Below are 22,228 nucleotides of genomic sequence, written 5' to 3'. Positions count from 1 at the left end.
AATTGCTGTTATTTCGGACAAAACTGCGTCATTTTGCGAGATAAAATAAACCAAAACATGAGCTAGGACAAAATGTCGCACATTGTCCCTGTTGAACAAAAGGTTAATTGGTACACTCTGTCCCAACTTTCCCCAACGGCTGATCATTATGTCTTTACCTAGTTCAAACGCCTCTAACCCCAATCCAAACACTTTGACCCAATATCAGGCATTTTCTGTCCTGGTGGTTGATGATGAAATTGGTATGCAGGCAATTTTAAAGAAAGCACTAGGTAAGTATTTTGGCAAGGTGTCGAGTGCGGGCTCTGTAGAAGAAGCTGAAACGCTACGTTGCAATGAACACTTCGATCTAATCGTTCTTGATATCAATCTTCCGGGCCGCTCTGGTATCGAGTGGGAAGAAGCCTTCAATGATAGCGACCGAAAAGCAGATGTCATCTTTATGACTGGCTATGCCGATCTGGAGATGACCATATCTGCACTCAAGCTCGGTGCTTCAGATTTTATTTTAAAACCATTCAACCTAGAGCAGATGATACAAGCTGTACTTCGTTGTATGGATAAGCGCCTTGACCAAAGAATGCAGTACGCGTTGAAGCGTGATGTCAGCCGCCACATAAAAACCGAGATTATTGGTAATTCAGATAAGACCAAACAACTCAAACTGCTTATCAGCCAGTTTGCACCATCACGAGCGTCAGTGCTGGTAGAAGGTGAGTCAGGTACCGGTAAAGAGTTGGTTGCCCGTGGTATTCATGAGGCCAGTAAGCGCAATGGACCATTCGTACCAATCAACTGTGGTGCGATTGCACCAGAGCTTCTCGAAAGTGAATTATTTGGTCACACCTCTGGCGCCTTTACTGGTGCGAAGAAGAATCGTGAAGGTTTATTCAGAGTCGCTAACGGCGGTACGTTATTCCTTGATGAAATCGGCGAAATGCCACTGCCAATGCAATCCGCATTATTGCGAGTGCTCGAGCAGCGAACCATTCGCCCGGTAGGCAGTGAGAAAGAGATTTCTGTAGACGTTCGTGTTGTCGCGGCAACCAATCGAAACCTTCAAGAAGAGGTCGAGAAAGGGCATTTCCGTCGCGATCTATTTTACCGACTCAATGTACTCAAGATTGATGTGACTCCTTTACGTGAAAGACCATCCGATCTGATAGAGCTTGTTCCATATTTCACTCGTCTATTGTCGAGTGAACTGGGTATGCCGGTTCCTCATTGGGCGCACGAAGATATCTTGGCGATGAATGAATACGAATGGCCAGGCAATATTCGTGAGCTTAAGAACATGGTTGAGCGCTGCATTCTATTAGATAAGCCACCAGCTCACTATTGGCGAGAGATAAATGGCGAACCTGCGCCAGCGAATATTTCAGTGACGGTGTCACACGGAGCTGAAGTGCCAAACTTGAATCCAACGGACGCTGCTGAAGGATACCCGAACACTTGGACACTCAAAGAAGTTGAGAAAGCACATATCGAACAACTTGTGAGTTTCCACGATGGCAATAAATCTGCTGCTGCGAGAGATCTTGGCGTTGCACGCAAAACGTTAGAACGCAAATACAAAGATTGGAACACAGAAGGCTCTGAATATGCCGATTAGACGTCATTGGTGGGCAAAGTGGGCGTTCCGTTTCAAAACAATGGTGCGTTACCGCTTACTGTTTCTCACATCAGCGCCGATTTTTCTGACGCTTTGTGCTCTCGTTGCTATCACTTTGTACTGGTCTGTGCACTATACGTGGCAGGGTGCTTTAATTGATGTCGATGAGCGCTTAGACGTGGCAGACAACAGTATTCATCTGATTCAAAACCAACAAGCTTACAACGTACGTGCGTTCGCCGAGTCTTACAGTTTTCAAATGAAACTATCGAGTGGCGTTTCTCAGAAGGAACTTATCCATTGGGTTTCAGAGAATAAGGCGCGCTACGAACTCGACTTTTTGCGCTGGCGTAGTGTTGAAAGCGTGGCAAAGAAACTCGAGTACTTAGATTTAACCAATAAATCGTCATTCTTTAGTGTGTTAGACAGTAAAGAACTCAATTACTTAGATCGTGACCTTGCCAAAAAAGCGGAAGTCCCGATGCTCAATGGTAATGACGTTGAGACTCGTGGTTTGGTGAGCCGCACTGTAGTGTCGATTAGAGATGAGCAAGGCCATGTGATCGGTTTTCTTGATGGCGGGATCTTACTGAACAACAGCACACAGTTGGTTGATCAAATCAGTAACCTGATCTATCCGCAAAGAGATGGATTTAATCGCCATGTCGGTACTGTCACTGTGTTTCTTGATGACCTTCGTGTGAGCACAAACGTCCCGCTAAGCAGCGAAAACAGTGAAGGTCGAGCGATTGGTACGCGCGTTTCTCATGAGGTTCACTCAAAAGTTCTCAACGAGGGCAAAGAGTGGTTGGACCGTGCCTATGTTTATGACGCATGGTACATCACCGCTTATCAGCCAATTCATGACCAGTCTGGCAAGGTTATTGGCATGCTTTACACGGGTTATCTAATCTGGCCACTTATTGAAACCTACCTGACTAACCTTGGCGAAATCAGCATCATCATTGTGTTGCTGTTGCTTGCTTCTGGTTTGATAGTTCACCGCGGTGCTCGGGATCTTTTCGACCCAATTGAACGAATTCATAAGGTGGTGAAGCTCGTGCAATTGGGCAAAGATAAACGCATCGGCACGTTGGGCTTGGATGATCAACACGAGCTTACTTTACTCGCTAAACAGTTCGATAAGATGCTGGATCTGCTTCATGAGCGTAATCAAGAGATTCAACAGGCGGCGTTAGAACTTGAGTGTAAAGTGCATTCACGTACCGCAAGTTTGAAGGAGAAAACCGAAGAGCTTGAGTTACACATTAAACTGCTCAATCAAGCGAGAGATAAGCTGGTGGTCAATGAGAAACTGGCAGCGCTCGGTGAGCTTACCGCTGGTATTGCTCATGAGATCAATAACCCAACAGCAGTAATTCTTGGCAACGTTGAGTTGATGAAATTTGAGCTAGGTGATGAAGTCAGCCGTGTCGAAGAAGAGGTCCATGCCATCATGGAGCAAATCGACCGAATTCGAAACATTACGCGAAGCTTGCTGCAATATAGCCGACACGGTGGTGTGCAGGATGAGATCACGTGGCAACACATCAACCCGATCGTTGATGAAAGTATCACGCTCGTGAAAACCGGGGCGAAAAAGCGCGATATGGTTTACGTTTCGAACCTAAACGCTAAAACATCGGTTGAAGTAAATCGAAACCAACTGCTACAGATTCTGGTAAACCTACAAATGAATGCGATTCATGCGATGGACGGGCAGGGAACATTGACGATTTCGAGTGAAGACTGGGTTGAGAACGGCGTATCTCATGGTGCTATCGTACATGTTGAAGACGAAGGTTGTGGCATCAAAGAAGAGCAATTAAAGCGAATCTTCTCACCATTCTATACAACGAAACGCGACGGTACTGGCTTAGGCTTATCCGTATCTCAGAGTATCTTGAGCCAAATTGGGGGCGAGATACGTGTAGAATCAGAAGTGGGTAAAGGCAGCCGCTTTAGTATCTACCTTCAACAAAAAGCGACACCTCAATTGTTAATATCAAACCTATAAGTTTAGGCAAAAATATAACTGTATAACTCACTCGTCAGTGGGACTCCCGAGTGAGTTTAGTTTTAATAGGTTAGTATTTTTTTAGAATGTTACAGACACATTTTCTCTAAAATGTTTCAAGACTTTGAATTCGATAGAGCTATTGTCATAATTTAAGACTTCGATTCTAGCACCTTTGTAATTGATAAGGTTTGATTTTGACATATCGTACTCAACATCATTAGTGAAAGCCCCACGAGCCAAATCATTGGTAAATTCACGGTATGAAATGTTTAGCTTTGTTCCCACTGAACCATTGTATATCAACGTTTGGCGAAAGCTTGCGCTATCGTTGATTGTTTTATCTTCAATCTTAGATGTTCCTTCATAGCACTTTACTTCTTTTGCTATCACAGAAGAAACACAAATCTGCTTAGTTTCATCCACAGATAATGCATAAGGAGGATCAACAAAAGCCCCTGGAGAAACTAGTCCTCCATTAGTCGAATAAATGTTAAACCATGATTTCTTGCCATCGTAGCCCATTTCAGCATATGAGCCTTGACTTATATTATAGAACGCGCCGTCAATAGACTGGTTAACAGTCAAATACTTTTTAGTTGTAGCTTTTCCTTGATCAATCATAAAATCGCCAACATAAGCACTTGTGACAACGCTGATTTTTGGAGTACTAAAAGATTTAACTTCTGTTTTAGCATTCTGGGGGATTGATGCTGCGCAGCCAGACAGGGTTACTAATATTAGCGGGACAAGTACATGGTTTTTCATTTTTTATCTCTAAGTTAAATTTGGTACATCATACCATATAGTAAAAGGTAAGCTACAGTTATAGCTTCAATCGAAACTTATATTGATATCAATCAATTACTAAACATCTAGTATTACGAAAACTTCAACCTCAACCTCTACCGGTTTGACCTATACCTCTTTTTGGTTATGTAACACAGTGTATATTTGTCGATCTTGATGCATATCATCTGAACTGTACGAAATTTTGATAACTTGGTCCAAAATCCATAATCAAAACAAATATTAAAGTCAGCCAGCTATGAAATTAAGTAATCTATCTATCAAGTCAAAACTCGCCTCAATTGTCGTTCTATCGGTTGTATTACTGGTAATGGCATCAACATTTAATCTGATACAACAACGAGCCAGTTCCATGGAAGAGCGTCAAGATAAGCTCAGCGCTCAAGTTGAAACTGCCGTTAGCTTAGCCAGCTATTACTACAGCCAACGCAGTGTGCTCGGTGAAGAAGTCGCAAAGGAGCGAGCGCTGCAAGCGATTGAAACGCTTCGTTACGACAACACCAACTACTTCTGGATCCTCAACCAGCAACTCAACATTATCAGCCACCCATTAAAGCCAGAGCTAAATGGCACCAACGCGGGTAATTTGAAAGACGGCGCAGGAAAGCACCATTGGCGTGAAATGGTGACGATCTCGCGCGCTCCTGAAGAGAAAGGCTTTCTCGATTATCAGTGGATGAGCCCTCAAGGCGAACTTAAAGATAAAATCTCTTACGTACAGCTTTTCCCTGAATGGAATTGGATTATTGGCTCAGGAATACTGGTCGCCGATATTCAAGAGGCTTTTTACGCATTGGCATTGAAGGAAGGCATAGTCGCGGTAGTTCTATCAGGCTTACTGTTTGCGATGGGTTATGCGATTTCAAATAACATACTGGTCCCGCTTAACAAGCTTATCGAAAACACACATAAGATTGCCGATGGTGACCTTCGTGTTCGCATGAACATGACACGTAAAGATGAGTTGGGCGATATGAGCCACCAAATCGATACTATGCTCGACAAACTACAAACGACGCTTCGCACAGCAAACGAGTCTGCGGACCTGTCTAGTGATATGGCAAGTCATATTGCGCAGGCCAGTGAAGAAGCAGCTACCAGCGTGAATTCGCAACATGCACAACTTGAACTGTTATCGACGGCAATGACAGAGATGAGCGCGACGATTTCGGATGTCGCGATGAATGCAGAAAACACCGCTGCGAGTACCAACAAAGTGGTCGATCACGCGAACCAAAATGATGAAAACATGCAGGTAACCGCAACGACCATATCTCAAGTATCTGAGAACATTTCAACTGCAAACAACTTGGTCAGAGATCTTCAATCTGGAGTTACAGAGATAAGCCAAGTGGTTGGTGTGATTCGTGATGTATCAGAACAAACCAATTTACTGGCACTCAACGCTGCAATCGAAGCAGCACGAGCAGGGGAACAAGGGCGTGGCTTTGCTGTCGTTGCCGATGAAGTTCGTAATCTAGCGAGCCGCACACAGAACTCTACGAACGAAGTACAATCGACCATTGAGAAGCTAACACAGCAAGCCGAACGTACATTCAATGCGATGCAAAGCAGCAACGAGAAAGTGGACCACAGTGTGGTAGCGTCTAACGAGACACGTCAGCAACTCGATGTGATTGTGAATGAGCTACACAACGCCAATGATATGGTTTCGCAAATTGCGGCAGCGTCTGAGCAGCAGAGTACAGTAGCAACAGAGATGAGTGAGAGTGTCACTGGGATTCATTTGGCCGCTAACGAAGTGCTACAGGCTTCACAATCGTTGGCTGAAGACAGTCAGAAGATGGCAAACACCACTGAACATCTCACTGAACAGTTGAAGTACTTTAAGGTTTAGTTCAATTAACCAAGCCGGAAAGACAACAGCGTTAAATAGGCGGAAACCATAAAAAAACACCTCCGAATCTTATTCAAGTGCAGAGGTGTTTTTGTTTTTAGCAATCTAGCTATCAACCTAAAATTAAGAGTGGGCAGCCACTGAGATTTTAGGTGGGTTGATGTTGTGTTTCTTAAACTCTTTCATGACACGAAGTGTAATATCAGTCTCGAACAGCTTCTCATAGGCTGTATCCACCACATAAGCCTTACAGGTTAGCTGTATTGCTAGGTAGTTGTCAGTAATGGTTTGCTTTACTAATACCGTTACAGGCTTGGGTAGGTGGATGTAACGGCTTGATGAGGCCGCTTCCTGAATTAGATCACGGGCGAGGGTAATGTCCTCATCCATACCGACATAGAACGGGATCACCACCTGCATATCCAACGCGCCATAGTTACCACTGGTGGTCACTTCGTTTAGGAACTTGTTGTTTGGAATCGTAATGATGTCGTCGTTCAAAGTTCTCATGCGTACTGAGCGTAAACCAATAGTAATAATGTCTCCGTAGTTACCTTCGAACGTGACGCGGTCACCTACTTGGAATGGTCTATCAATCATTACGGTGATACCCGCGATGAAAGAGGCCGCCAAGTCTTTAAGTGCAAAACCAACCGACACCGCTAGGGTACCGCCAATCAGAGCCAAGATTTGGTCGTTAATGCGGAAACTCATCATGAACACGATGAGACCAGTGCTCACATAAATGAAGAATTGCATGAACGATTGAAGCTTTTGCAGCAGCATTCGATATTGCACGAACTGGCTACCGAAGCTGGTCACCATTGAGTTAATGAACTTCAATAACAGCCACATCGCTGCAATGACGATGATAGAGAAGAACACGCCACTCCAACGCACCAAACTCGCAATCTTAGAAATGTTTTCTACATTGGCTAACTCTTCTGTCGCGTAAGTCGGGAAACTTACCGCCGTCGCCAAGCCAACAAGTAATAGGACAAATAACTTCTTCATTTTACTTCACCAATAAATGTTGACGGTCGAGAACGTTAGTAATGTGACGGAACCAGTGATCAGAGATTCTTGCCTTATCTTCATTCCAGCCAATGTAACCACGGCTCTCAAAGTAACGAAGAATACCAGTGATTTCGGCAATACTTAGCTGAGTACATTCCGATAGCACCTCGGTAGACGCAATTTCTAACTGAACGATAGAGCGCAGTACCGCCAGCATAGGTTTTGGCATGTTCTCTAGTTCTTGCGCTTCAGGTACATGGAACAATCTAACTACCGCTTGGTCTGTCTCTTTGTTCCTGTTCAAAGAGAGACGGAAGAAACGCAGTGCAACGGTAGGGTTACCATCTGAATAGTGCCACAAGATACGATAGAAACCTTGGCGCGCACGTTCTTCTTCGCTCATGTCATCTTGGTCCCACTGCTTTGGTACCACTAAACCATCAAATGATAATGGCTTCTCAAGTTCAGTATTGATACGGCTGGTAAGCAACTCACCAACTTGTTTCTCTGTCCAACGCGGAAGGAAGCAAACCAAATCAAACAACAGGCGCTCGCCACGAGCTCGATCGACAAATCGCCAGCTAGACTTAGCAATCGACATCACGATTCTGTGGTTTTTCTTCGAACGACGCAGTAAGTTAGTCAATCGAATCAGATCTGAAAGACCACCAACCATTGGTTTAACTAGGCGCTGGGCATTATCAATTGCAATCAGATAAGTCGTGTCGCTCTTACGAAGATGCGCCAAGATTTGAATCTCAGTTGCGTCTTCTTCTAGGCCGATGCTTACCGCAAGGTGACACAGTAATTCTTGGTAACCCGCGTAAGGGCAGCTAACGTAAATTGGCTCTGCATTCGATACCTTGTGCAGCAGGGTATACAGAAGCGTTGTGGCACCTACGCCACGTTCACCAGAGACAATACAAATCGCCGGGCTATCAGACATTAAATAGCGCGACAGTTGTTTAACTTCGTCACCTGCATAGTCAATAAGCTCGCTGTCGATAGAGCCAGGCAGAATGTATTCGTATGTTTGATCACCCTTGATGCGCACTAGGTTTTTCTGGTTCTTATCGAGATCAGACTGCTTAGCCACTTCAATCCTAAACAGATAAGCCAGTGCTTGACTGAATACTGTGTAGTTAGAAAGCAGCGACATGATACGATGCTGGAAGTGATACACACTCAACCAAGCAATACCAAGCGCTGTCGCGAGGATGTTAAGTAAGAAGGTATCTTGGCGATTCACAGCCCAATTAACCCACACTGGACGGTCAGAGATATGCTCTAGGCTATTGAATACCTTAGCTCTCCATAAACGAAGGACCGAGATGGTCACCAACACAAACCAGAAGAATAGGACGCTATAAATCCAACTGTAAATGGTGCCTTTACCTAGCGTAATACTGGAAATCTGCAGAATCACACCAGCAACAATGAAGCTCCACACATAACGTCGAATCGTTGAGAGGCGCAGGGCAATCACTTCTTGGTTTGATGTGCGACCCATACGGTACGCAAACTCGAGAATGAAGCTGATTGCGATCGAGCCACCTAGAATCCACCATGTAAAGATCTCAAGGAATATCAGGTGTTGCAGGCTAGGGATACTTGAAAGTACACGCAGCGACAGCGTGATAGCAATTAACCAAGCAATGGCTCTATCCGCACGGCTCACATACCAAATTAAACGAATCAGGAATGGAGGGTTTGGTTTCGCCTCAAGCAGGTTAACGCGAAACAGTTCAATCAACCTTTTGCTGTTAGCTAACCACCACACTAGTGCAAAGTAGATGAAGAGTACTTTTAACGCCGCACCAATTACAGGCACCGGCGAAATGAAGATATCTTTAATAAGTGCTTTGAAGCTACGTATTTGGAAATACACCAAGTATTCAACGTTAAGCTTGGTTAACTCCCACTCTTGCTTGAACTGGGTAACACCGTAAGGGCCAAAACCGGTCAAGCGTTCTCTGTTACTCGCGGTGCTTTGCTCCAATAAGTGCTGCTTACTCACATTCAAACTATTCAACGTGACGTAGCTAGACTCCACATCGAACCACTGTTCTGGCTCGCTGTTTTCACGATAGGCTTTGAGTCGTTGGTCGAACTTAGCGATTTGCTGATTCTGGACACGAAGTACCTCTGCGAGCAGTCGGTTTACTTTGCGTTTATCTGACGCTTCCATAAACAGAGGGTCGGGCAGTTGATCGATCCGGTTATTCAGATCTTGGGCTATGTCAGAGACCTGAGGCTGTGATTGTAAGTCATATTCCAAGTTGGCATGACTCGGCCATGAGAGCATGGCTAATATGAAGAATAGGAAGCGCGGTAATGAACGCATAAAAGTCTCTTAGAATTATGAGGTTAGGATTACTATAGTTAGATAATCGAGCTTTGTGAAATCTCGTGCATTAATGAGGGCGAGTACTTTATCCCCGAATCTGGGCTCATTGTCATGAAACTGTCAGTCATTGAGCTACTATTTGTTCATTGAAGAGTGTTGTGAATAGCTTGATGCAAAGTAGGTTTGTTTGTAACAGATTACTATGCGATATATTAAATTATTAAGACGAGATATGTCTTTATATAAGACGGTTTTTACTCATTGGTTCAGTACTTTGTATGTTGCACGATTGGCTTATTTATCACTCCATAAATAGAAATCAAAAATGTGAGTTACCTCAAACTATGATTTAGCTAGGTTATCACTCACTTATTAGCGGGTAATTGCAATCAATACTTGCAGTTAAAGCCCTGAACAAGTAACGTTGCGGCGTTTTTCACATTAAAAAGGTAAAGGCATTGATCTCCACAGCAAATATCACCCAACAATTCGGCGCTAAGCCACTTTTCGAAAATATTTCAGTTAAGTTCGGCGAAGGTAACCGTTACGGTTTAATCGGCGCGAATGGCTGTGGTAAATCGACGTTCATGAAGATCCTATCTGGTGAACTAGAGCCGACTTCTGGCAACGTAAGCTACGATCCAAACGAGCGCGTAGCTAAGCTAAACCAAGACCAATTTGCTTACGAAGAATTCACGGTAATCGACACGGTTATCATGGGTCACAAAGAGCTATGGGCTATCAAACAAGAGCGTGACCGCATTTACTCTTTGCCAGAAATGAGCGAAGAAGACGGCATGAAAGTAGCTGACCTTGAAGTTCAGTTTGCTGAAATGGACGGTTACATGGCTGAAGCGAAAGCGGGTGAGCTTCTTCTTGCTGTTGGTATTGAAGAATCACAACACTTCGGTCTAATGAGCGAAGTAGCACCTGGTTGGAAACTTCGTGTGCTTCTAGCGCAAGTTCTGTTCGCAGACCCGCATATCATGCTTCTAGACGAACCAACGAACAACTTGGACATGGACACTATCCGCTGGTTGGAAGAGACACTAAACCAACGTAACTGCACAATGATCATCATTTCGCACGACCGTCACTTCCTAAACTCTGTATGTACACACATGGCTGACCTGGATTACGGTGAACTACGCCTGTTCCCAGGTAACTACGATGAGTACATGACGGCAGCAACTCAAGCGCGTGAACGTCTACTGTCTGACAACGCTAAGAAGAAAGCACAAATCGCTGAACTTCAAACGTTCGTTTCTCGTTTCTCTGCTAACGCATCTAAAGCGAAGCAAGCTACGTCTCGTGCTAAGCAAATCGATAAGATTCAGCTTGAAGAAGTGAAAGCTTCTAGCCGTCAAAACCCATTCATCCGTTTTGAACAGTCTAAAGAGCTATTCCGTAACGCACTTGTGGTTGAAAACCTATCTCAAGGTTTTGAAGAAGACCTATTCAACAAGTTCGATGCGATCTTCGAAGTAGGTGAGCGCGTAGCTATCATTGGTGAGAACGGTGTGGGTAAAACAACACTACTGAACACACTAGCTGGCGAACTTGAAGCTCGTACTGGTGAATACAAGTGGTCTGAAAACTCAAACATCGGTTACTACGCTCAAGACCATGCTCATGATTTCGAAGAAGACATGAACCTGTTCGATTGGATGAGCCAATGGCGTCAAGAAGGTGAAGACGAGCAGGTTGTTCGTGGCTTCCTAGGTCGTATGCTGTTTGGTCAAGACGACATCAAGAAATCAGTTAAGGTAATTTCTGGTGGTGAGCAAGGTCGTATGCTTCTTGGTAAGATCATGATGCACAAGCCAAACATCCTACTTATGGATGAACCGACTAACCACATGGATATGGAATCTATCGAAGCGCTTAACTTGGCTCTTGAGAACTACAAAGGCACATTGTTCTTCGTATCTCACGACCGCGTATTCGTAGACTCTCTAGCAACACGTATCCTTGAAATCAAAGATGGCAAGATCAATGATTTCCGTGGTACTTACGCTGAATTCCTAAAAGCACGTGGCTAATTAAGACTAGTGCTTCGGGCAACCGCCGTTTGTAGACATCGATAGTCTACAGGTAACGGAAAATGTCCTTATAGAATTAAAACGCCCTTATCAACATAAAGCGATAAGGGCGTTTTTTATTACCTGCAGTTTATTCAGAGGTGGTGATAGTCCACAACAAAGTAGAATACACATCAGTATTTAAACTGAGCCACAATCTTCTCTAATTTCACACTCACACTCGATACCTGTTCACTACAACGCACTGAACCTGACACGACGGTATGTGTATTACTTGCTAGATGAGCAATGTCGCTGATGTTTCGGTCGATCTCTGCAGATACCATGGATTGTTCTTCAGACGCAGTCGCTATCTGACTGTTAAGGTCAAACATCTCCCCAACTTGGAAGTGGATACCTTCAATCGCATTGACCACATCTTTAGTCTGGTGCTTAACTTGTTCGGTTTGTTCCAAGCTTGCCGACATCTTAGCGACTGTCTTCGCAATACCGGATGTCAAACCATGGATAGTCGATTCAATCTGATGAGTCGAATCGTTAGTCATCAAAGAAAGCTCTCTCACTTCAGAGGCGACCACCGCAAAGCCTCGTCCATGATCACCTGCACGTGCAGCCTCAATCGCCGCGTTAAGCGCGAGTAGGTTCGTTTGTTCGGCAATCCCTTGAATCGTCGTCACCACTTGATTGATTTCACGGCTCTGTTCTTCAAGTTGTACGATTAAGTCTTGCGACTCTGCAATGTTCTCAACCAACACATTGATACTCGCATCCGTTAAATGTGTTTCTTGTAGAGCTTGATGGGCGTTGTCTTTGATCTTCTCGGCATTAGTCGCGGCATTCTCTATATTGGCTGTGACCTCGTTACTGGTCATAACCAATTCGTTAACTGCCGTTGCGACAGACTCCGATTGTTGTTTCTGTTTCTCTGCATTGCTCATGCTTTTGATCGCGGCTTCTTCAGAGCTACACGAGCTGTCGGTCAGTACCTTCATCACACTAGACAGCTCTTTGATGTTTCCATGTAGTTTATTGATGAAGGTATCGAATGAGTGAGCGAGCTGGGCTAATTCATCGTTACCTTTGGCATTCATTCGCACCGTTAAATCACCATCGCCATTGGCAATCGACTCCATCATGACGTTAATCGCTTTAATACGCGCGAGTATGTTGCGACCAATGAACACCAACAACAAAGAAAGCAATGCGACGATAGCGGCACCAAACAGATGGAGTGTATTTTTAGTGTTAATGCTGGCCGCAGTAATGGCTTCGCTTATCTGAGTTTGCACTGCGTCAATCGCTTGTTCCGTTTGGTGAACATTGCTGCGGAGTGCACCTCTTAGACCAAGTTCAGCAGACAAACCAAGGTTACTATTAGCGAGTAATAGCGCTTTTACTGCACCTTCATACTCCGAGTAAGCTCGCTCAGTTGCGATGGAGGTTTGGGAGTAAGGTTTGAACTCTATGAGTGCTTGCTCTAACGCACGGTTCGTTTGATCATTCGTATGAGCAAGGTAATGGAAGTCTTTTTCGATTAGCTCCAACAGAGCAAGCTCAAGCGTTAAGTTAGACTCGTGCTCGATCGCGACTTTCAGGTCTTCTCTTCTTTCATTCAACGTCGCAACAAAACCCAATGGGGCGGTTGTTCGTTCTATATCGTTGACTTGGTCGACTATCTGATGAAATTGTTTTTGATATTGATGAAGGGTTTCTGAAATCCGAGTCATCTGATCAGATAGGTGAAGCTGGTGTGAGGTCAGGGTTTGGTTCAAAGTCACCAATCTTTCATTCAAGATGTTGGCGGTTTTATCGAAGCGTTCTGCGTACTTTTGATCATTACGGGCTAAGAAATCTTTCTCGTGACGCCTCAACATTAAGAGATCAACCGAGCTCCTGAGATTCTCATTCGCTGCTCTCTCTAATGACTCGAGTTTATCTAAACTCATTTGCTCGTAGATGGCGTATACAAAAACGGAAACAAATAGGGTGAGGTTGATTAGAATGAATTTACTACGAATTGAAAGAGACAGCGGTCTACGCTGAGGTTCCGATGGATTACTCATGGTTAATTCCCTTTAAGCCGGTGACGTTGATATTCATCTTTAATTTGTAATTAATAGATTCATTAAATTGATGAATATGTAACTAATAGCTTATTGGAGTGTTAAATCAAGATTCATTTAAGGAAAAGCTAATTCAAGACATAATACGTGCAGGTTTAGATGGTACGAGCGCCTCATGTTGGATCAAAAAAGCCTCCATTCCACAGGGGAACGAAGGCTTTCCAAAAACATCAGCGGGTCATTTTCAATATATAAAATAACAAACCCTATGCTCGTTTATATGAAACGGGCTATCAGTTAATCCGTCTTATCTAGAAGGTCTGTGTTTTCTAACCATAGCGCATTAATGATGCCAAATGCACAAGCGAGCAAGATTCCCAGAACCCAACATAAATACCACATAAGTTATCCTCTTGGTTCACCCAAATTAATACAGTGATGAACTGTTATCGTGAATGTATTTACCGTCTAATCGACCGAACATCTTGTAGTAACACCAAATTGTGTAGCCCAAGATAATAGGTACAACGATTACCGCGACAACAGAGATAATGCTTAGAGTCAGCTGACTAGAGGTTCCGTCCCATAGCGTCAAACTATGCGAAGGCACCAAGCTAGATGGCATGATCATTGGAAACAAAGCGACGCCTGCCGTTGTTATAATGCTTGCGATAGACAAGCTCGAAGACGCAAAAGCCAATCCCGCACGGTTCAGTCGAGTCATTAGTGCGCAGCTCAACATCCCGATGATGCCTAACGTTGGAATAATCCAAAGAACAGGGTAGGTTTCGTAGTTGTGTAGAAGTAAGTCATCAAACTTCACAACATGCTTCAGTAATGGATTTGAAACCGCATCTGTTACAACTGGGCTAGTGATGAGATAGCCTGGCAAGGTGTAGGCAAACAAACCACTCACAGCGAATAACCCAGCTGTAATGAGTGCCATGCATATAATGACTCTCTGTGCTCGCTGTTTTAAATCTCCCGTTGTTTTCATTTGTAAAAATGCCGCGCCTTGCGTCACAACCATGGCCAAGCTCACTAGGCCACACAATAACGGGAAGGGTGTAAGCAGATCCCAAAAGCCACCTTGATACGACATCATTAGCAACTCGTTAAATTCAAACGGGACACCAATTAATAGGTTGCCGAAACCAACACCGAAAATAACTGGAGGAATAAAGCCGCTGATGATCAGTGCAATATCACAAGCTTTTTTCCATTGCGGATTATCGATTTTTGCACGGTAATCCATACCTAGCGGTCTCAACCACAAGGTTGCGAGCACTAAGATCATTGCTAAATAGAACCCTGAAAACGCGGCGGCGTATATTGCTGGCCATATCGCGAATATTGCGCCACCTGCCGTTACTAACCACACTTGGTTACCGTCCCAGTGAGGTGCAATCGAGTTAATCATGATTCGACGGTCGACTTCCGATTTTCCAAGAACAGGAAGCAGAGTAGCGACTCCCATATCAAAACCGTCAGTAATGATAAAACCGATCAACAACACGCCAATAATTGCCCATGTAAACAGGCGGAGACTTTCGTAATCAAACATCTGAATTCCTTAATGAAGATCAATAGATTTATCTAACTGATTCGTAGTGTTGTATTCCAAAGATGATGTTGGCTCGGTATGCGTTCTCTCGTGGTGATAGCGGCCGGTTTTTAATGCACTCGGGCCCATTTTTGCGAACTTAACCATCAAGAACATTTCCACGATTAGAAACAAGGTGTACAAGAGGTAAACCAAAGCAATCGAGATCCACAGACTTGAAGCAGGTAGATTTGAAGCCGCCATATTTACAGGGAGGATTTCACCAATAGCCCAAGGTTGGCGACCATACTCAGCAACAAACCATCCGGCTTCACAGGCAATCCATGGCAGTGGTATCGCACATACGGTTGCTTTCAATAGCCAACGATTGGTTCCAATCTTACGACGGCAAATCTGGAGGAATGAAAGCCCAATGATGGCGAACATCAAGACACCGCACACCACCATGATTCGGAAACTCCAGAATAGCGGGGCAACGGTAGGAATCGTGTCTTTAGCGGCCTGCTTGATTTGATTTTCGGTAGCATCCACTACGTTGTCACTGTATTTTTTAACCAGCAACCCATAGCCGAGATCATGTTTAACCGCTTCAAAATCATCGATATTTTGTTGGGATTTATCGCCAGATCGTAACTTCTCTAATAACCCATAAGCTAAGATCCCGTTACGAACACGCTCTTCGTTTTTCGTTAATAAATCACGAATGCCGATAACAGGTGTGTCTAAAGAACGCGTTGCGATAATCCCCATCACGTAAGGGATTTTAATAGCGTAGTCTGTCTCCATCGTTTCTTGATTTGGGAAACCAAACAGAGTGAAAGAGGCCGGTGCTTCTTCGGTGTGCCATTCAGCTTCGATAGCGGCCAGTTTTACTTGCTGAACATCACCTAACTCATAGCCAGACTCATCACCAAGCATCACGGTTGAAACAATGGCAGCCATACCAAAGGCACTCGCTATTGCAAATGAACGACGAGCAAACGGTAGATCACGACCTTTCAACATGTAGTAGGCACTGATACCCATGATGAACAACGCGCCGGTTGTATAGCCCGCGGCAACGGTGTGCACAAACTTCACTTGAGTCACAGGGTTAAAGATCACCTCTATGAAGTCTGTCATCTCCATGCGCATGGTTTCGAAGTTAAACTCGGCACCAACTGGGTTTTGCATCCAACCGTTGGCCATCAAAATCCATAGACCAGAGAAGTTAGAACCTAAGGCTGTTAACCAAGTTACAGACAAGTGCTGACGCTTTGATAACTTGTCCCAACCAAAGAAGAACATACCGACTAAGGTGGATTCCAAGAAAAACGCAATCAAAGCTTCGATTGCGAGCGGTGCGCCAAAAATGTCACCCACGTAGTGAGAGTAGTACGCCCAGTTAGTACCAAACTGGAATTCCATCGTTAAGCCGGTTGCCACACCAACCGCGAAGTTAATACCGAACAATTTACCCCAGAACTTAGTCATGTCCTTGTAAATTGTCTTATTGGTCATGACATACAGCGATTCCATCACTGCAAGTAAAAAGGAGAGGCCTATCGTTAGCGGAACGAATATAAAGTGATAAAGCGCGGTACTCGCGAATTGAAACCGCGACAGATCGACGACATCTGTAAGCATAAAAACTCCTTCCCGCCACGTGTGTGACGGGTAAGATAATGGAAAATAAAATGATAATTAGAGAAAGCTAATTAGGAGGTTACATATACCGCTATGGCGATAAACGTAACTGAGGTTGATTACCAACGAAGTGCTTTGTCTTGTTTTTTAGAGAACTGTTTGCGTAGCCAGTAATCAGCACTTACGTAGCGACCGCCACCGAAGACAAGAAGAACCAATAGCATGACAAAATAGGTGCCTGCGAACTCCATGCCGTTATTCAGCATTACCGGGTCGCCAAGCTCAGTGATGTAGTTGTAGCGGCCTGGGAAGTTAATTGACAACCACTCGATGAAACCATTCAGTCTAATGGTCGCTTCCATACCACCCGTCGCGATTGCATCCCAACCGTGTTTCCAGTGAACCATGGCACTGGCCACACTCATCATGAAAATCATCGGAATTGAAATAAAACGAGTGAATAAACCCAATGCGATACAGATACACCCCAGTACTTCGGTTGCTGCCGCTAAGAAAGCTAACAACTCAGGAAAGGGAAGGTTAAGGCCTCCATCTGCTGCAGAAGCCCCAAACCATGCAACGGTTCCAGAGAAGCCAAGTACCTTTGAACGAGCACCGACATAAATCACAGGAATCAAGTAAAGGCGCACCAAAAGCAGTGCTAAATAATCGTATTGTTTGCATTTTTCAACGATAGCGTCGTACCAGTTGAGGGCTGACTTAATCATAAATTTTCTCCTAAAGAGTGAACGCCAATCAGCTCTATCTCGCTGAAGTGTTCAACCCAATTAATAAACTCGAATCTCGCCAATTGTTGAGCAATTATTTGTTTTGTATTGGCTAGAGGTTGATTTGGCTGTTGTTGGATCATTTGGATAATCGCAACATCGATTTCTCTAAGTTTTATGGTATTAACGCGCTGGTTTGAGTCTCGGTAAATCGCGTAATACACAGGATGGCGCCTTTGTGTCAGAAACGTCAGTGACTCACCATGAATCAGGAAAGGCACCTGAACGAGCTTCATTGTTTGATTCACTGACAGCCCTAGCTGAAGCTGTTGCTCATCCACTCGAAAGTCACATGTACACGCAACTGGCAGCGCTTTTTCTGTTGAATCAATCTCAACGCAAAACGCACACCACTCATATTCGAGAACTGCCAACTGGTCTGTTGATAGAGCGTGGGCTGCAGTTAGACGACTGCCATACATGGCTTCAGTTCGGCGTTGGATAAAGCTGACAAACTCAGTCGCGATATGATGAAACTCGGGCTCAGAGGCGTAATGTACGACCACAAACTCATCCACCAATATCAACAATTCATCCTGTTCAACTTGTTGGCAAAATAGAGGGAACGTGTTGCTCAATACCCCGAACACATTGTCTCTAATGAATTCGCTGTATCGGCACACAGCGTTGTCTTCAAGCGGCGAGCGTATTGACGCGGTTAACGCTTGTGTCTGTGCTACCAACATACTCGGAGGGTTATGCATAAACTAACTCCTGAGGAATAGGGGGATTCACCACACCGCCACCAATGACCTGACTATGCATACTTCGCAACTCCTCGGTAAGCACAACTAACGGCGGCACGTTATTGTCTCGTTCCAGTAACAAAGGCTTGCTTCCGTGAAGCGCAAAGGTATAACGTGCCAGGTCAATAACAGCTTGCTGTACTTCCATACCGTGGGTATCTAGCAGCGATTTGTCACTCTCTACAAGATGCCCAGCAATGTGGTAGTAGCGAATAGCGTCACTGGGTAACATCTTGAGCATTTCAGCCGCATCAAAATGGTGGTTCTGGCTATTCACATACAGGTTGTTGATGTCGACCAGTAACTCACAGCCACTACGCTCAGCAATATCAGCGATAAACTCACCCTCAAGCATCTCCTGTCCGTAGTTATGGTAATAAGAGATATTCTCCATCACTAAAGGACGTTGGATGATGTCTTGGACTTGTTTAATTCTGTCGGCAATGTAACCGATATTTTCAGCTCTACGTGGCACAGGTAACAGTTCATACAAATACCCTTGGCTATCGCGAGAAAAGCTTAAATGCTCGCTATACACCTCGATATTTAACTCATCGAGAAACTGACCAACTTGGCGAACAAACTTCGTATTTAGCGGCTGGCAATCACCTATGGATAAGCTTAAACCGTGTGCGATCAAAGGGTATTGCTTCGCTATATCCTGTAGTTGTTCGCGTTTTAATCCGCCTAAGCTCATCCAGTTCTCTGGCGCTAACTCCAAAAAATCGATATCTGGATGCTTTGGAGATTGCGCAAGCAGTTCAATGTGTTCACTGCGCAGCCCAATGCCTTTATCAGTGTTTTGGATAGAACGCTTTTTACGATTTGATCCATTGAGGTTCAACGAAGTCGCTTCATCAGATGACAGAGCGTCGGGGTAATGCGTATCTACTGGCCACATACTCCACCTGTCACCTTACTGTTCGCCATGATGATTCGCTCTTTGCTTGGTGAAATGCCTTGCGCTGTTAAGCCACACTTACCATCACGAGCACGAACGAGGCGGTCTTGCGGGTCACTTGTTAGTTCCGCCTTTTCGAAACGCTTTTCTGTACCACACTTACCAGCCGCACATTTACCACCATGGCCAGATGATGCTTTGGCCTCGACCGGCGCTTCCGGCGGAGCATCTGCGAATGCCATAGCAGAATGAAGACTAATGGCAGAAGTAATGGCAATTGAGAGGGCTATTTTATTGTTCATGTTATTTTTCCTTTACTGCAGACATAGGGAAGCTTGCGAGATCACGGCCAGACATAATTGGGCCATCGTAGTATTCACGAACGATTTTTACAGATTCGGATTTAAGCTTGAGCCCTAAGCCCATCCAGTGGTTGAGCACCAGCATTTTTGGATTGATCTCTTGAGCGATCTTTCCGATAACAGAAGGCTTCGCGTGCATGAAGGTAGAAACACCATCGGCTTGTTCATGAATCGCCATCGGCATCATCATGATGTCAGCACCGCGAGCGAAATCTAAGAAAGCAGGGTTGCTTCCATTTTGGTCAGCTGAAATCACCATTACGCCTTCTCCACTTTCAATTCGGTAAGCGAGACAAGGCACATCACCATGAGGAATACCTAAAGCGGTGATCTTCAAACCATCTTTATCGTAAACGGTGGTTGGCACCGTAGATTGGTAATCAACATCGGTAAGATTGACTGGGAATAGACCATCAGTGCCGTCGTATAGCCCAGCAAGATAAGCGTATGCACCGTGGTCAGGGTCAAAATTCGCTGCGAAGTAACCATTTAGGCTTGGGAAGGCTGAACCAGCGGTAGGACCGGAAATCTCCAATGCCTTTTCTCGTTCAAAGAAATAGCCGCCTTTAAGGAGCGCAGGAACATCATTTACGTGGTCGGTGTGAAAGTGAGTGATGCCCATGAAGTCTAAGTCTTCAAGCTTTGCGCCTGCTTGACCGAAGCGAAGGTAAACACCACCACCGGCATCAATCATCACGCGTGATTTTCCTTTCCACCAGATGATCTCTCCTGATGATGCTCGTAGGTCATCTGAGATAGGACCACCCGAACCAAGGATCTGAAGCGTGAAATCTGTATCAACAGGTTTAACTTCGATGGCATAACTGTTTGCTGCTAGCGTTAATCCGAGCGCTAACGCTAATGCTTTTAATGGCTGTTTCATATTGTTATCCAATTCTTTGTTTCTTATTCGTTTTTCTTTGATGTGAGCTTTCAAAGAAGTGAAACTTTCCTGAAGCAGCACATCGAATGCGTGCTTCGTTCTGTTCACGAGGCACAAGATAAAGAATTGTTAACGTTTGGTATATCTAGTAATTTTGAAATTAACGTTCAATCCAATTGAACAATAATGATGGGATAGTTTATGAGAGCGAAAAGTGTTCAACATGCGAACAAATTATGGGTGTTTAAGCGATTAGTGGGGGGATTTGATTAGAAAGTAAATTTGGCCGGGGGCTAGAATGGGATGGAAACTTAAAGATATAAAAAAGGTGCAGCTGATACTGCACCTATAATAAATTCACTAAGCGCGAATTAACTTTACGCTTACTGCGCGCCTTTGACGTCGAAATCTATCTTGTCTGCACCTGTAAAGACTTGGAAGCGTAGGCCTTTAGCACGAGCAATCGTAGTGATGCCGAACTTCTGCGCTAAGTCTAAACCCATTTGAGTCACGCCAGAGCGTGATAGCAGAACAGGAATTCCCATCTGCGCCACTTTGATGACCATTTCAGAGGTAAGGCGACCTGTGGTGTAGAAGATCTTGTCTGCGCCATCTTCTTTGTTGAGCCACATCTCACCCGCAAGGGTATCAACGGCATTGTGACGACCTACATCTTCCACAAACGACAACACTTGGTCATCTTTGCATACCGCACAGCCGTGAACCGCGCCCGCTTTCTTGTAAGTATCGTTGTAATGAGTCAGAGCTTCTAGAGCCGTATAGATTTCAGATTGCTTAATCTTGGTTTGAGGTACTTGGTAATCTTCCAACTGCTTCATCACATTGCCGTACATGGTGCCTTGACCACAGCCAGACGTCACCGTCTTCTTCTTCAATGCTTGCTCAAGTTGGCTTGTGTCTTCTTTAGTGATGACCGCTGCAGAGCTGGTTTCCCAATCAATAATGATAGATTCAACGGCTTCTGGATCAGAAAGGAAGCTTTGGTTTTTCAAATAACCTAAGACTAACGCTTCCGGGCGAGAGCCCAATGTCATCAAAGTGACGATCTCTTTCCAGTTCAGCATTACCGTAAGAGGGCGCTCACAAGCGATTTGTTTTGTTAGCTTCTCACCATATTCATCAAACACTTCAACTTCGATGGTCTGAAGTGGGTTTTCACTGGTTTTTATTATGTTTGGTTTTACCACAGTCACGTCCTACTTAATGAGATAGCGATTTTATGAGATAGGCGTTAACAAGAGCAGCATAGCTCTCGTTACTAAATGCGTTAGTTTATGTGTGTCGTTATCGTTCACGTTTCAATGAATAAACATACAACAGCATGGCGAAGAGCGTTTGCAAATCTTATTCCAAAATAACGGGGATTCGTTAAAACATGAAGCATTAGATTAAAATAGCGCAAAATATGAGAGTTCACCGAGACTAACTGTCTCAAACCAGCGCAATCGACTAACGTTATAAGGGTAATTTAGCGACAGACGCAACACAGACACGGTAAAACTCAAGCTGTATTGGCGTGTTTATTGCTTTGTAGAGGGTATATGATTATGCGAAGTACAAAATGTCCTACG

At 44.4% G+C, this 22,228-nt stretch carries 17 protein-coding genes; 4 read left to right on the top strand and 13 right to left on the bottom strand.

Annotated features, from left to right (window positions below):
* The first annotated feature begins 148 nt into the window (after positions 1-148).
* Both L0991_05505 and L0991_05500 read left to right on the top strand, forming a co-directional pair.
* Positions 149-1,612: a sigma-54 dependent transcriptional regulator gene (locus L0991_05505; protein XGB63525.1), complete on the top strand. Its 1,464-nt coding sequence runs from the start codon at positions 149-151 to the stop codon at positions 1,610-1,612.
* Positions 1,602-3,629 carry a cache domain-containing protein gene (locus tag L0991_05500; GenBank protein XGB63524.1) on the top strand — a complete coding sequence of 676 codons (2,028 nt, stop codon included), beginning with the start codon at positions 1,602-1,604 and terminating at the stop codon, positions 3,627-3,629. Before L0991_05505 ends, L0991_05500 begins: the two co-directional genes overlap by 11 nt.
* Before the next feature lie 81 nt (positions 3,630-3,710).
* Here the strand turns inward: L0991_05500 and L0991_05495 are convergent, their stop codons facing one another.
* A complete protein-coding gene (locus L0991_05495) occupies positions 3,711-4,397 on the bottom strand; it encodes a hypothetical protein (GenBank protein XGB63523.1) in 687 nt (228 codons plus the stop codon).
* Positions 4,398-4,677: 280 nt separating this feature from the next.
* On the opposite strand from L0991_05495, the gene L0991_05490 reads away from it, so the two are divergent.
* The gene (locus tag L0991_05490) at positions 4,678-6,297 is read left to right on the top strand and encodes a methyl-accepting chemotaxis protein (GenBank protein XGB63522.1); all 1,620 of its coding nucleotides are present in this window, start codon (positions 4,678-4,680) and stop codon (positions 6,295-6,297) included.
* 123 nt (positions 6,298-6,420) lie between these two features.
* Here the strand turns inward: L0991_05490 and L0991_05485 are convergent, their stop codons facing one another.
* Both L0991_05485 and L0991_05480 read right to left on the bottom strand, forming a co-directional pair.
* Complete coding sequence (locus L0991_05485; GenBank protein ID XGB63521.1) at positions 6,421-7,311, bottom strand: mechanosensitive ion channel family protein; 891 nt, start codon at positions 7,309-7,311, stop codon at positions 6,421-6,423.
* A gap of 1 nt (position 7,312) precedes the next feature.
* Positions 7,313-9,658 (bottom strand): AAA family ATPase, encoded by a 2,346-nt coding sequence (locus L0991_05480; GenBank protein ID XGB63520.1) that lies wholly within the window; start codon positions 9,656-9,658, stop codon positions 7,313-7,315.
* Positions 9,659-10,119: 461 nt separating this feature from the next.
* Between L0991_05480 and L0991_05475 the strand changes: the two genes are divergently transcribed.
* Positions 10,120-11,703, top strand: coding sequence for an ABC-F family ATPase (locus tag L0991_05475; protein ID XGB63519.1), 1,584 nt, complete (start codon positions 10,120-10,122; stop codon positions 11,701-11,703).
* Positions 11,704-11,876: 173 nt separating this feature from the next.
* Here L0991_05475 and L0991_05470 read toward each other — a convergent pair whose 3' ends face one another.
* The 10 genes from L0991_05470 to L0991_05425 form a co-directional block, all read right to left on the bottom strand.
* A complete protein-coding gene (locus tag L0991_05470; protein ID XGB63518.1) occupies positions 11,877-13,766 on the bottom strand; it encodes a methyl-accepting chemotaxis protein in 1,890 nt (629 codons plus the stop codon).
* A 297-nt stretch (positions 13,767-14,063) separates the two neighbouring features.
* Positions 14,064-14,168: a cytochrome bd-I oxidase subunit CydX gene (gene cydX, locus L0991_05465; GenBank protein ID XGB63517.1), complete on the bottom strand. Its 105-nt coding sequence runs from the start codon at positions 14,166-14,168 to the stop codon at positions 14,064-14,066.
* 25 nt (positions 14,169-14,193) lie between these two features.
* Positions 14,194-15,330 carry a cytochrome d ubiquinol oxidase subunit II gene (gene cydB, locus L0991_05460; GenBank protein XGB63516.1) on the bottom strand — a complete coding sequence of 379 codons (1,137 nt, stop codon included), beginning with the start codon at positions 15,328-15,330 and terminating at the stop codon, positions 14,194-14,196.
* A gap of 9 nt (positions 15,331-15,339) precedes the next feature.
* Positions 15,340-16,956: a cytochrome ubiquinol oxidase subunit I gene (locus L0991_05455; GenBank protein ID XGB63515.1), complete on the bottom strand. Its 1,617-nt coding sequence runs from the start codon at positions 16,954-16,956 to the stop codon at positions 15,340-15,342.
* 119 nt (positions 16,957-17,075) lie between these two features.
* Entirely contained in the window at positions 17,076-17,684 is a 609-nt protein-coding gene (locus L0991_05450; protein XGB63514.1) for a DoxX family protein, read from the bottom strand.
* The gene (locus L0991_05445) at positions 17,681-18,448 is read right to left on the bottom strand and encodes a putative DNA-binding domain-containing protein (GenBank protein ID XGB63513.1); all 768 of its coding nucleotides are present in this window, start codon (positions 18,446-18,448) and stop codon (positions 17,681-17,683) included. Before L0991_05445 ends, L0991_05450 begins: the two co-directional genes overlap by 4 nt.
* Positions 18,441-19,391 carry a DUF692 domain-containing protein gene (locus tag L0991_05440; protein ID XGB63512.1) on the bottom strand — a complete coding sequence of 317 codons (951 nt, stop codon included), beginning with the start codon at positions 19,389-19,391 and terminating at the stop codon, positions 18,441-18,443. The genes L0991_05445 and L0991_05440 overlap by 8 nt, the downstream gene beginning before the upstream one ends.
* Positions 19,379-19,693, bottom strand: coding sequence for a hypothetical protein (locus L0991_05435; protein XGB63511.1), 315 nt, complete (start codon positions 19,691-19,693; stop codon positions 19,379-19,381). Before L0991_05435 ends, L0991_05440 begins: the two co-directional genes overlap by 13 nt.
* Before the next feature lies 1 nt (position 19,694).
* The gene (locus L0991_05430) at positions 19,695-20,636 is read right to left on the bottom strand and encodes an MBL fold metallo-hydrolase (protein XGB63510.1); all 942 of its coding nucleotides are present in this window, start codon (positions 20,634-20,636) and stop codon (positions 19,695-19,697) included.
* 383 nt (positions 20,637-21,019) lie between these two features.
* Entirely contained in the window at positions 21,020-21,844 is an 825-nt protein-coding gene (locus tag L0991_05425) for a formate dehydrogenase accessory sulfurtransferase FdhD (GenBank protein XGB63509.1), read from the bottom strand.
* Between the last annotated feature and the right edge of the window lie 384 nt (positions 21,845-22,228).

Origin of the sequence: Vibrio chagasii (genome assembly GCA_041879415.1) — a bacterium.
Taxonomy (GTDB): Bacteria; Pseudomonadota; Gammaproteobacteria; order Enterobacterales; family Vibrionaceae; genus Vibrio.
Note: the sequence above shows the minus strand (reverse complement) of the source record. Positions and strands in the feature narration are given on the sequence as shown.